The following is a 12,631-nucleotide window of genomic DNA, read 5'->3' as shown; positions in this document are numbered from 1 at the left end:
ATCGGTATGACACAAGTGCGCGCCCGGTGCGCGCGCGGTGATGTAAGTCGTGGAAAAGCGTCGCATGGAGGTGACGCGGGAGGTTTGGCGGTGCGCACGGGCGCGCCGATGCGCGCGGGATTGGGGAAAAAGGGCGGGATTTTCAAGGGGATACGGCGATGCGGGCGGGCGGCGGGAGGGCGGCGCGGGCGGGCGCGCCGGTGCGCGGGGGTCAGCGTTTGAGGGCTTGTTGGCCGAGGCGTTTGCCGACTTCCCAGACGGGGCCGGGGAATTTGTGGCAGCTTGCGACGACTTTGTCCATGGCGTCGATGAGGTGGTCGGCGTCGGCTTCGGTCATGACGAGGGGGGGCGTGAACTTGACGACGTCCATGTGATGACCGGCGACCTGGGCGAGGATGCGGTGATCGGTCAGGAGGGGGATGAGAATCGCCTGGGGGAAGAGGCCCTGATCGAGTTTGTGCAGGAGGGTCCAGCCGGCTTTGAGGGTCAGGCCCTTGGGGGGGCCGAATTCGACGGCGATCATCAGTCCCTTGCCGCGGACTTCCTTGACCATGTCGTAGCGGTCGATCATGGAGCGGAAGCCGGCCATGATGCGCTGGCCCATGGCGGCGGCGTTCTCGACGATGCGTTCGGATTGGAGGACGTGCAGCGTCGCCAGCCCCGCGGCCATCGCCATGTCGTTCTGCCCGAAGGTCGTCGAATGCACGAGCACGCGATCGAGGGAGCTGAACACCTTGTTGTGGATCCATCGCTTGCTGAGCGTCGCGCCGACGGGGACGTATCCGCCGGACAGGGCTTTGGCGGTGCACATGATGTCCGGCTCGATGCCCCAGTGCTCGCAGGCGAACATCCTGCCGGTGCGCCCGAAGCCCGTCTGCACTTCGTCGGCGATGAACAGGGCGCCGTATTTGTGACACAGTTCAAGGGCTGCCCGCAGGTAGTGGTCATCGGGTACGAACACGCCCTTGCCCTGCACGGGTTCGACGATGAAGGCGGCGACGTTGTTGTGCCGCAGCTTTTCTTCGAGGGCGTCAAGGTCGTTGAACGCGACTTCGGTGCAGTTGTCGAGCAGTTGTCCGAACCCGGCGCGGAAGTCTTTGGAGCCGTTGAGGGACAGGGCGCCGAAGGTCAGGCCGTGGTAGGCCTTGCTGGCGTAGAGAATGCGATCGCGTCCGGTGGCGGCGCGGGCGTACTTCATGGCGGTCTCGACGCTCTCGGCTCCGCTGTTGCAGAAGAAGACGGTGTCGAGTTCGCCGGGGGCGAGGTCGATGAGCTTTTTGGCGAGCAGCCCGCTGAGCACGGGCGGGCCGAACTTGGGGAGGTTCGGGAGATCGAGGTCCATCGCCTGCTTGAGTGCGTCACGAATGACGGGGTGATTGCGTCCGCAGGCGAAGGTGCCGAACCCGCCGAGTCCGTCGAGGTAGGCGTTGCCCTGTTCGTCGAAGAGATGGGCGCCGCGGCCATGGGTGTAGTGAATGTCAAAACCGAGGACCTTGAGGACCTTGGCGAAGGTCGGATTGACATGCTCGGCGATGAGGCCCAGCGGTTCGGCCGCCTCGGCGTCCATCATCGCTTTCAGATCGAACAACGCTGGTGTTTGCACGTTGGACATATGCCCCTGATGGTAGGCGGGATCGGTGCGTTCCTGCAAACCCGCGGGTCCATCGCAACTTTGTATGGCGACGGGGGTAGCATGGGGGGGGCGGAAATTGGTGAATAGGCATTGGGCATTTGTCATTGGTCAAGTCGGATTGAAGACAGGAGCTTGGTCATGCGGATCAAATGGCGGTTGTGGGCGTTGATCATCGGTGTGGCGTTGCCGGCGTCGGTTCGGGCGGCGGACGGGTACGATCCGCTGGCGGTCGATGCGGAGGCGAAGATCGCCACGGTTGATTTGACCGTTCATGATGCCGACCGCGATCGTGATGTCCCGATTCGCGTGTACCTGCCCGTGTCCAAAGCCCCCGCCCCGGTGATTGTCTTTTCGCCGGGTCTCGGCGGGTCGCGCGAGCATTACGTGTATTGCAACGAGCACTGGGCGAAACGCGGGTACGTCGCGGTCGTGCTCCAGCATCCGGGGTCGGACAGCGCGGTGTGGCAGGATGCGGCCCCGGCGGAGCGATTCAAGGCGCTGAGCGCCGCGGCTGACCTCAAGAACTTCGTGCTCCGGGCCAAGGATGTGCCGGCGGTGCTGGACCAGTTGGCGAAATGGAACAAGGAAACGGGGCACGCGCTGATGGGCCGACTCGACATGGAGCACATCGGCATGTCGGGCCATTCGTTCGGCGCGGTGACGACGCAGGCGGTCAGCGGCGAAGTGTTCGGGCGCACGGGACGACTGACGCTCACCGATGGCCGCATCAAGGCGGCGATCGCCATGAGCCCCAGCACGCCGCGCGGCGGGGATGCGTCGCACGCGTTCGGGTCGGTGAAGATTCCGTGGATGTGCATGACCGGCACGCAGGACATCGCGCCGATCGGCGGGGCGGACATGGCGTCGCGTCTCGGCGTGTACCCGGCCCTGCCGACCGGCGACAAGTACGAACTCGTGCTCGACGGCGCGGAGCACTCGGCCTTCAGCGACCGCGCCCTGCCCGGCGACAAGCACGGCCGAAATGTTAACCATCACAAAGTCATCATCGCCCTGTCGACCGCGTTCTGGGATGCGTATCTCAAACACGACGACGCGGCGAAAACATGGCTGAGCAGCCCCGTTCCGCGATCGATCATGGAACCGAACGACCGTTGGCAAATGAAGTGATACGTATTGTCACCGAGCAAACAATCGGCCTTGTCGAGCGTATGATACGTTGAGGTTTTCGACCCCGTATTCGTCCGACAAGGAGCACATCGAATGCAGATTCTGATCAACGACAGCGATGGGCAAAACAGCCCGGCCATCGAAAAGCATGTCACGGAGAAAGTCACGGCGGCGCTGAAGCGGTGGGCCGATCAGGTCACGCGCGTCGAGGTGCATCTGCACGATGAAAACGCCCACAAGGCGGGCAACGACAAGCATGTCAAAATGGAAGTGCGGCTCACGCATCATCAGCCGATGATCGTCGAAGACGTCGCCGACGATCTGTACAACGCCATCACGCACGCGGCGAAGAAGCTCTCGACGCTCGTGCAGCGCAAACTCGAAAAGCTCGATCGCACATGAATGAGGCGGGGGCACTTCAGTGCCCCCGCTTTTTTTGTCGCGCACAAAAAAACGGGCGGAGCCACGAGCTCCGTCCGTTTTGTCCCGCTGCGCTTCGCAGCGTGTGAGTTTCAGTTACCTGCACCGATCATCGTGCCGGTCGAAGCGGTCGTGATGATCCCATCCGCGGTGATCATCGTGATCGAAGCGGCGATGATCGTACCGGTCGTGATCGAAGCGGCCGTCATGACGGTCGATGATCACCGGGGCGGGCGGGGGGCAGACGGGCACCGTCGTGTAGACCGGCGTGCCATAGGTGCTGCCGATCACGATGGCGGTGTTGGGCGTGCCGAAGATGATCTGAGCGCCGACGGTCAGCGTGCGAACCGGCTCGACGATGACGGGTTGGGTCACCACGACTGGGGCCGGGCGCGCGACCACCGGACGTGCCGGCGCGACGACCGTCACCGGTCCGCCGCGTCGCATCTCCGGCCCGCGTCCGTCGGCCTTCGCCGCCGTCGCGCCCATGCCCAACATTCCCACCAGCGCCATCGCCGGCAACGCCACCTTGAACCACTTGCTCTTGTTGATCCGTTTCATGGCCAACTCCTTGAAAAAGTCGTCTCAATACCCGCCCCGGGCACACGCCCGCGGCGCACCTTTTGGTGTAGCCACGAGTTCATACGAATGAATGAAACAAGTGTTCGTTTTGGTTTGGATAAAATGGGATTGATTTTATAAGTTGTTATATTTTTGTGGTTTGCGAAACGAAAACAAGAACGCTGGGTGTTGCCCCGCCGCTAAACCCCGATCCCCAAACCCCGCCCCCCGCTCCCTCCTAACTCCACACTTCATAATACTCCAGCGCCCATTCCTGCATGTAGCGGACGCGGGTGGGTTCGATGCGGTAGACGATCAGCGCGGGGTTGTCGGGGGAGCCGAGGTATTGGCGGAGCAGCGGGTTGGTTTGCCAGATGTCTTCGAGCAGGGCGCGGTCGGTTTCGACATGGGCGACGCCCGTGAGCCGCACCTGATCATGGCGATCATCGACGTAGCACAACTCGCAGCGCGGGTTCGCCGCCAGCTCGACGGTCTTGTGATACATCCGCAAATTCGCCACATGCACGACGAACCGCTCGACATCCGTCCGCACCGGCGACACCGGACGAAGGCGCGGCTGATCATCATCAATCGTCGCCAGATGCGGAAAGCGATCCGCCTCCATCACCGCACGCGCCCGCTGGAGCGCTTCATCGTCCGTCAACTTCGGCGGCATCGGTCGCGGCATGACAAGAGTGTAACATAGATGGCACCGCGTCCCATTGAACACACAGCCCCACCGCCTTATCTTACGGAGTGGAGGCGTCGCCGGGTCATGTTCGCCCGTCCGCCGTTAAGTGACTTCCGTGGAGTTCATCTCATGAACCGATCGCCTGGCGGTTTGAGCATCGGCGTCAAAATCGGATTGCTCGTGGGCCTGCTGCTGGTCATCAGCGGCGGCGTCATCGGCGTCTGGACCACCCAGCGCTTTGACAGCGAACTCATCGACCGCGAAATCGACGAGCTGACCTTCGGCGTCCACCGCGCCGGCACGGAGTTGGACACACGCATCGCCGAAGTCCGACGCATGACCCTCGCCATCGCCGACACGCCCCCCGTTCCCGGCATCTTCCGCGCCCGGCATCATGGGGGCATCGATCCCGTCGACACCTCCACCGAAGCCGCCTGGCGCATGCGACTGGGCCGTATCTTCACCGCCGTCCTCCGTGCCGAACCGTCCTATGTCCAGATCCGCCTCATCAGCGCCGACGGCGAGGGCCGGGAGATTGTGCGCGTCGATCGACAGGTCGCCGGCGACGAGCCGCGCGTCACGCCCGATGACGAACTTCAGGCCAAGGGCTCGCGCCCCTATTTCAAGGAAACCGTCGCGCTCAAGCCCGGGGCGCTCTACATCTCGCCCATCGAACTCAACCGCGAGCGCGGCCGGATCGTCGATCCCCCGATGCCCGTCCTCCGCACCGCCACGCCCGTCACCGACGAAACCGGTGCGATCGCCGGGATCATCGTCATCAATCTGGACATGCGCCCCGTCTTCGCCGCCATGCTCCGCACCATCCCCGCCGGTCGAACCCTTTATGTCACCAACGATCAGGGCGATTACCTGCTGCACCCCGATTCGGCCATGACCTTCGGTTTCGATCGCGGGCAGCGCCATCTGGCCAGCGAAGACTTTCCCTCCTACACCCATATCTTTCAGTCCGCACACCTTGATGAGGAGCCGATTACGCTGGTGCAGACCGCCGCGGATGGACACAAGGTCGCCTCCAGCTTCGACACCGTGCACTTCGATCCGGATCATCCCCAACGATACATCGCCCTCATCAAATCGGCGGACTACGGCGAGATCACCAGCGGTTCCACCCAGGCCAAGCGGTCGGCCGTCATCGTCTGGGTCGCGCTGCTGGCAGGGTCGCTGATCATCGGCGGCCTGTTCGCCCGGTCCTTGACGCGCCCGCTGGCGCAGATGACGCGGGCGGTCAAGGCCCACGCCGAGGGCCGCACCGACCTGCAACTGCCCGTCGGCTCGCACGACGAGGTGGGCGAGCTGGCGCGGGCGTTCGAGACGATGTCGGCGGAAGTGAGGCAGCATCACGAAGAGCTTGAAACGCTCGTGGCCCAGCGCACCGAACGGCTCCAGAAAACCGCCGTCGAACTGGAGCAGTCCCGCCGACTCGCCGAGGCGGCCACGCTCGCCAAGAGCGAATTCCTGGCCAACATGAGCCACGAAATCCGCACGCCGATGAACGGCATCGTCGGCATGACCGAACTGCTGCTCAACACCCCGCTGTCCGAACAGCAGCGCGAATATCTTCGCGTCGTCGATCAGTCGGCCGACGCGCTGATGCGCCTGCTCAACGACATTCTGGATTTCTCCAAGATCGAGGCGGGCAAGCTCGAGCTCGAGCATATCCGTTTCCTGCTGCGCGACGTCGTGGGCGACACGCTTCAGGCGATGGCGGTGCGGGCCAGCACCAAGGGCATCGAGCTGGCGCACCGCATCGCGCCCGGGGCGCCTGAGGCGCTGGTGGGCGATCCCGGCCGGCTGCGGCAGATCATCGTCAACCTCGTGGGCAACGCCATCAAGTTCACCCATCGCGGCGAAGTCGTCGTGGACGTGCTCACCGACGAGATTCAGGCCAAGCGGGTCGTGCTGCATCTGAGCGTGCGCGACACGGGCATCGGCATCGCCGCCGACAAGCTCGCGGCGATCTTCGACGCCTTCAGCCAGGGCGACAACTCGACGACGCGGCAGTACGGCGGGACGGGGCTGGGGCTGAGCATTTCGGCGCAGCTTGTGCGGCTCATGGGCGGGCGCATCTGGGTCGAGTCGGAGCTGGGGCACGGCAGCACGTTTCACTTCACCGCGGCCTTCGAGATCGCCGACGCCCAGCCGGCGCGGCATCTGTCGGAGCAGTCGCTGGCGAACATGCCCGTGCTGATCGTCGACGACAATCAGACGAACCGGAACATTCTTCAGGAGATCGTGTTCGGATGGAAGATGAGCCCGCGCGTGGTGGCCGGGGCGGGCGAGGCGCTGACGGCGCTGCGTCTGGCCAGCGAGCGCGGCACGCCGTATCGCCTCGTACTGGCGGACGCGATGATGCCGGGGATGAGCGGGCTGGAGATGGCGGCGGAGATTCGTCGGGACGCGACGCTGACGCAGCCGCAGATCGTGATGCTTTCCTCCGCCGGTCACGCCGCGAGCCCGGACCGGATGCGCGAGCTGGGGATCGCGCGCTGTCTGGTCAAGCCGGTCAAGCAGTCGGATCTGCTCGACGCGGTGGTGCAGATTTTCTCGCACGCCGCGGAGGCGGAGGCCATGGTCAAAAGCGCGGTGGTGATGACGAGCGATCCCCTGAAGGTGCTGCTCGTGGAGGACGGGATCACGAACCAGCGCGTGGCGGTGAGCATGCTCGAAACGCGCGGGCACAAGGTGGCGGTGGCGGCCAACGGGCTCGAGGCGCTGCAGTTGCTCGACAAGGAGCCGTTCGATCTGGTGCTCATGGACGTGCAGATGCCGGTGATGGACGGGTACGAGGCGACGCGTCGCATCCGTGAGAACGAACAGGGGACCGGCGCCCATGTGCCGATCATCGCCATGACGGGCAACGCCATGATCGGCGACCGGGACCGCTGCATCGACGCGGGGATGGACGACTACATCGCCAAGCCGTTCCGCGGCAGCGCGCTGATGGAAGTGATCGCCCGGCACCGGGGCGACCGTGCGGTGAGCCGCATGACCGAAGCGCCGGCGGACGAAGCGGTCGACGAAACGAAGGTCAACTTCGAGCTGGCGCTGGAACACCTTGACGGATGCCACGATATTTTCCTTCAGGTGATCGATGTGTTTTTACAGGAGGCGCCGCAGCTTCTTGACACGGTGCGACGGTCGTACGAATCGGGGGACATCCCGTCGCTGGTCCGCGCCGCCCACTCGATCAAAGGCACGAGCCGCCTGTTCGTCGCCAGCCGGGCTTCCCGGGCGGCGCTGCGCGTCGAACAACTCGGGCGCGAGGCGAACGGGGCGCAGATCAGCGAAGCGATCGACGAACTCGAACAGGCGGTGCGCGACATGATGGAGCAGTTGCGCACGTATCAATCCACCGGCTCGCCCGGTGATTGATTGCCGCGCTTCATGCCTTTTTCTTGAACTTCACGGCGGCGACGGCGTAGATGCGGCTGCCCTGGTCCCAGAGCCAGGGACACATGAGCTGCGCCAGTTCGATATGCGGGCTGAGCACGGGGTCGCGGTCGAAAAGCGACGCCACGGCGGGCGGACTGGACCCGTGGAAATAATTGCCCTGGGCGATGAAGGCGGCGGCGGCCTTGGTGAGGTCTTCTTCGGTGAATCGGCCGAGGTTCGGCACGGTGTCGGACGCCACGAAGTCGAAGACGAGCAGCCCGTATCCGCCGGGCTTGGTGAGTTCGACGAGCTGGCGAAGATGTTGATGACGCAGGGCGGCGACGAGCTGACTGAAGCGCGTGTGCTGCGGGGTGAGCGTCACGACGGCGGCTTCGATGATCTGGCTCATCGTGCACACGGAGGCGACGAGGTCGAAGGGCCCGCCCACTTCGGGCGCCGGCGAGGAGCGGAGCCGCTCGATCAAAGCGTTGATCTGATCGTCGGTCGGGCGATGCGTGCGGGTCCACGTCGCGAGCGTGTCCAGCGCGCCGGTGAGGTCGATGTCGGGATGAAGCTTGATGCGTTCGGGATGGGCGGTGTGCTGGGCGGCGACGCCGGCGGACATGGCTTCGCCGTCGATGTCGACGAGGTGAATTTCGGCGAAGGTTTCCTCAAGCTGCGCCAGCGCCAGGTCGCGGCAGTTGCCGGCCCCGAGAACGCAGGCGCGCAGCGAGCCGGGCTCGAACCCGCGGGTCATCTCGGCGGTGACGCGGCGGCGATGAGCGGACCCGCTGTCGGGACCGCGGCGCATCTCGGCGTTGCGCTTGGATTGCAGTTGGATCAGTGGATTCATGGACCCATAGCGTAGGCAATCACGGCGACGGTTTCGAGTCGGCGTGAATCTCGTCGGCCATCCGCCGCACTTCCCACGGCAGATACAGCAGGATCGTGTAATGGTCGCCGGTCAAGATGCGCCGATGCTCCCCGCTCAGATGCGCCGCGGCGGCCAGTGCATCGGAATTGGCGCGCGGAATGACCTGATCGGCGGAAGCGCTGATGAGATACGTCGATTTGGCCGGCAGACGATCGGCGAGGTTGAGCGGATCGAGCAGATCGCACTCGCGCTTGAGCGTGTCATCGTCGATGCCCGCGCGGAGCATGGCCTGGCGGATCCATTGCGCTTCGCGCTGCCCGTTGTGGAACAGGTCGTAAAGATGCCCGCCGCTGAGTACGAGGAAGGCATTGTCGAAACCGGCGTCGAGCGCGGCGGCGACGGTGGCGATGAAGGCGCCCAGACTGGTGCCCTGAATGCTGATGCGGGCCGGGTCGATGGGCGGCAGGGCGGCGATGGCGTCGCGGGCGCGGCGGGCGTCGGCGATCGACTGCTTCCATCTTTGAAAGATGGTCGACGCGTCATTCCACGGCTTGTCGCCCTCCCGCCGGCCGTAACCGGGCATCTGCATCACGAACGCGTCGATGCCCCGCTGGGCGAGCCCGCGGGCCACGCCGCGCGCCAGGATCATGTCGCCGTTGAGAATGGGCAGGATCACCACCGCCGGATGACGCGCCGGCTCGTGCGTTCGTGCAGGAAATTGAGCGGCGAACCACTCCATGTACACCGTGTTGTACGGCAGCGCCGGATCGCCCGACGGTCGCGGCGAAGCGAACGTCACCAGCGCCTTGGCATCCAGATCATCCTCATCGACCGGGCCGACGCAAACATCGAATTTCCGCGGCGCCCAAGTGAGCTGCGCCAACGCCGCACGGGCGGCGTCGGTTTCGACCTTGCCGACGTTGAGTGTGTCGGCGGCGTGGTAGACCTGCGTGTCATCGGCGAGGGCGACACGAACAACCAGCACGCTCAGAAGCGCGGCGAGACATAAGCGAGGATGCATGCGATGACGCATCGGGGCCATACCCGATGGTAGGCGCGGGCGCGCGTGGACTGAAGTCCACGCGCCTGAGGGTTACTGAGGCGGGCAGTAGCGCAGACTACGGGAGGGGCACTTTTCCTGAAGGCGTTCGACGATCTTCAGACCGTCGGGCGACTCGGCTTCGACCCAGTGTTGGGCGTCGGCGGAGTAGAGCCGGCCGTTGAACGCCTCTTCGTAGAATTCGAAGGTTTCAGGCGCGTTTTCGAGGCGGCGTTTGACCTCGGGCGTGTACTTTTCGTAATAGCCCAGGAAGCGCTCCGCATCGTCCTCGCACGAACCGCAGGTGAAAAAATGGGCGCGGACGGCGGGATTGCCGGCGGGGGAAACGATGGGCGGGACACGTGTGGCCAGTTCGGTGAAGTACACGCCGGTCGTCGTGTCGTAGAACCACGCCTGCCCCGGCGAGGGGCGGGTGGCGTCGTCCATGCGATTGTTCTTGCTCGGATTGAGGGCGACCATCAGCGCCAGCCCCGCCACTGCGATCATCACCGCCGCCCCCGTCAGCGAGGCCGCCTTGCGATGCATCCATTCCCGCACGCGCATCCGGACGGACCGGCGCGGCGGCGTGAAAGGCGAGCGGGATTCATCGCTGGGGTCCACCAGAGGTCTCTCCGTCCCATTCATCCAAAAAAGCAGCCCCGGGAAAACCGGGGCTGCGGTCACCAATTTCATTATACACGCGCTTTGTCACTTGGGCGGACAATAACGCAATTGTTTTGCCGGGCATTTCTGCTGGAGTTCCTCCACCAGCTTGAACCCCGTCGGCGATTCGGCGGCGGTCCAGCGGACGCCATCGGGCGAGTACAACCGGCCCTGGAACGCCTCCTCGTAAAACTCGAACTGCTGAGCGTTCTTTTCGAGCTTTTCCTTTACATCGGGCGTGTATTTTTCATAGTACCCGATGAAGCGCTCCCCGCCCTCGTCCTTGGTTTTGTCGGTGCACTCGCCGCAGGTGAAGAAGTGCGCCCGCACCGCTTCGTTGCCCGCGGGGCTGGTGATCGGGGGAATCTTCGTCGCCGAGTCGATGAAGTATTCCTTGGTCACGGTGTCGTAGAAGTAGGCGTTGCCGGGCGCGGGAGCGGCGTGTCCGCGGCCCTGGTTGATGATGATCGCCAGCGAGAGCACGAGCACCACCACGCTCGCCACCGTCACCACCGCCGAGTTCTGATTGATCCAATCCCGGCTGCCGCCGACCTTCATCTTCTCCGCCATGTCGCTCAGTTTCACCTTCAGGTCTTCGAGCATAGCCAGCCAGTCCTTTCGTCGTGGGCCCAGGGCCTGTCGCGCCATCCGTATGTGTCATGTCGCCTTGGCAAACCGAAAAAGCTTTGCGGGCGATCGACCTGTCGGCGCGAATATGGATGTGATTCGCCGCCGCCGGGGCTGGAAATTCGCATGCCTACTTCGACCAGCCTCGTATGAAACAGTCTATCGCCCTTTTCGGGGCTTTGCAAGGTGTAAATCCCTGTCGGAACGTCGCTCATCGCCCGCGCCATCACGGTTGAAACAGGTACATCACCCGCGGCACCGACAACTCCGTCATCCACTTCCGCGCCCCGTCCGCATCCAGCACCGTCTCAAGCAGTTCCAGCGACGAGCGCCGCGGCGACGGACCCGACACGCCGAGCATCTGAAGCAAGGTCGCCCGCGGCTGATAAAACACGACCGGCGGATCCTTCTCCGCGAATCCGCCCAGCGCCGTCGCCTTGTCCAAAGCCGCGTCCAGATACCCGATCTCGTCCACCAGCTTCGCCGCCAGCGCCTCCTTGGCCGTGTAAATCCGACCCGTCGCCAGTTCCGACACCTTGTCCGGCCCCATCACCTTCTTGCGACCCTCCGCCACGACGCTCACAAACTGCTCGTAAATCGAATTCACCAGATCGCGCATCACCTTCCGGTCCGCATCGTTCCAGTCGCGGAACATGTTGTTGGCCACTTCCTTCTGCGGGGCGCCGTCGGCCGTGATCGTCTCGAACTTCACGCCCAGCTTGTTTTGCAGCAAATCCTGCATCGTCGGCACCTGCGCGATCACGCCGATCGACCCGGTGATCGTCGTCGGCTCGGCGAAGATGTAGTCGCTCTGGCACGACACGTAATAGCCACCGCTGGCGGCGTAGTCGCCGTAGCTGGCGACGATCGGCAGATTGCGCTCCTTGCGCAGATGGTTGAGTTCATGGAGAATCTGATCCGACGCCGACGCCCCGCCGCCGGGGCTCTGCACGCGCAGCACGACCGCCTTGACGTTCTTGTCCTTCATGATGGCGTCGACGGCTTCGTGCACGTAGCTGACGGTGTCGGAGCCGATCGTGCCGCGAATCGGGATGACGGCGATCGTGTCGGTGCCCGTGCCTTCGCGATACGTCGAGGACTGAAGACCGCTGCCGCGGTTGAGCTGGAACAGGGCGGCATAGAAGCCCAGCAGGAACACGAACACGCCCAGCGACAACACCGCCCCCACCTTGCTCAGCCCGCCGAACAGCCCCCGGCGCGGGGGCGGCGGCGGCGGCGGATAACCGTAATACCCCCCGCCCCCCGGCGGCGGCGGCGGAGCCATCACCCCGCGCGGATCAATCGGCCCCCGACCGCTCGAACCCCCCGTCTGCCCGCCGCCCGTCGATCCGCCTTGACCGCTGCCGTTCATTTCGTCGTTCATGTCCTGACCTTTCATCGGTGTGCCAAAACCCATTCTACGTCCGAATACACACCATCGACCAAATCCCCAAACCCCCCGCACCCACGCCCCGCCCACCCCCGATAACCCGCCTCGCGCCCCCCGGCACGCCCCGCTTCATCGGGGCGTGTCCCCCCCGCGCACCGGCGCGCCCGCCCGCGCCGCCCTCCCGCCGCCCGCCCGCATCGCCGTATCCCCTT

The 12,631-nt window shown here is 64.6% G+C and carries 11 protein-coding genes; 3 read left to right on the top strand and 8 right to left on the bottom strand.

Annotated elements, in window-relative coordinates; all coding sequences use genetic code 11:
* Positions 1-211: 211 nt before the first annotated feature.
* On the bottom strand, positions 212-1,612 hold the full coding sequence (locus GC162_00055; GenBank protein ID MBI1367021.1) for an aminotransferase class III-fold pyridoxal phosphate-dependent enzyme: 1,401 nt from the start codon (positions 1,610-1,612) through the stop codon (positions 212-214).
* Positions 1,613-1,771: 159 nt separating this feature from the next.
* Between GC162_00055 and GC162_00050 the strand changes: the two genes are divergently transcribed.
* Positions 1,772-2,761 (top strand): dienelactone hydrolase, encoded by a 990-nt coding sequence (locus GC162_00050; GenBank protein ID MBI1367020.1) that lies wholly within the window; start codon positions 1,772-1,774, stop codon positions 2,759-2,761.
* A gap of 93 nt (positions 2,762-2,854) precedes the next feature.
* Positions 2,855-3,163: a ribosome-associated translation inhibitor RaiA gene (gene raiA, locus GC162_00045; protein ID MBI1367019.1), complete on the top strand. Its 309-nt coding sequence runs from the start codon at positions 2,855-2,857 to the stop codon at positions 3,161-3,163.
* A 114-nt stretch (positions 3,164-3,277) separates the two neighbouring features.
* Here the strand turns inward: raiA and GC162_00040 are convergent, their stop codons facing one another.
* The gene (locus GC162_00040; protein MBI1367018.1) at positions 3,278-3,742 is read right to left on the bottom strand and encodes a hypothetical protein; all 465 of its coding nucleotides are present in this window, start codon (positions 3,740-3,742) and stop codon (positions 3,278-3,280) included.
* 238 nt (positions 3,743-3,980) lie between these two features.
* Complete coding sequence (locus tag GC162_00035; GenBank protein ID MBI1367017.1) at positions 3,981-4,430, bottom strand: pyridoxamine 5-phosphate oxidase; 450 nt, start codon at positions 4,428-4,430, stop codon at positions 3,981-3,983.
* Positions 4,431-4,448: 18 nt separating this feature from the next.
* On the opposite strand from GC162_00035, the gene GC162_00030 reads away from it, so the two are divergent.
* Positions 4,449-7,826, top strand: a complete 3,378-nt coding sequence (locus GC162_00030) for a response regulator (protein ID MBI1367016.1) — start codon at positions 4,449-4,451, stop codon at positions 7,824-7,826.
* A gap of 10 nt (positions 7,827-7,836) precedes the next feature.
* On the opposite strand, the gene GC162_00025 is transcribed toward GC162_00030, so the two are convergent.
* From GC162_00025 to sppA, 5 genes are all read right to left on the bottom strand, one after another.
* Positions 7,837-8,679 carry a hypothetical protein gene (locus GC162_00025; protein MBI1367015.1) on the bottom strand — a complete coding sequence of 281 codons (843 nt, stop codon included), beginning with the start codon at positions 8,677-8,679 and terminating at the stop codon, positions 7,837-7,839.
* 19 nt (positions 8,680-8,698) lie between these two features.
* Complete coding sequence (locus GC162_00020) at positions 8,699-9,721, bottom strand: hypothetical protein (protein MBI1367014.1); 1,023 nt, start codon at positions 9,719-9,721, stop codon at positions 8,699-8,701.
* Between the two features lie 72 nt (positions 9,722-9,793).
* Entirely contained in the window at positions 9,794-10,360 is a 567-nt protein-coding gene (locus tag GC162_00015; protein ID MBI1367013.1) for a hypothetical protein, read from the bottom strand.
* An 87-nt stretch (positions 10,361-10,447) separates the two neighbouring features.
* The gene (locus GC162_00010) at positions 10,448-11,050 is read right to left on the bottom strand and encodes a hypothetical protein (protein ID MBI1367012.1); all 603 of its coding nucleotides are present in this window, start codon (positions 11,048-11,050) and stop codon (positions 10,448-10,450) included.
* A 205-nt stretch (positions 11,051-11,255) separates the two neighbouring features.
* On the bottom strand, positions 11,256-12,446 hold the full coding sequence (gene sppA / locus GC162_00005; GenBank protein MBI1367011.1) for a signal peptide peptidase SppA: 1,191 nt from the start codon (positions 12,444-12,446) through the stop codon (positions 11,256-11,258).
* Positions 12,447-12,631: the final 185 nt, after the last annotated feature.

This window comes from Planctomycetota bacterium, from assembly GCA_016125255.1.
In the GTDB taxonomy this organism is placed as follows: Bacteria; Planctomycetota; Phycisphaerae; order Phycisphaerales; family Zrk34; genus RI-421.
This window is presented reverse-complemented; position numbering and strand designations above follow the sequence as displayed.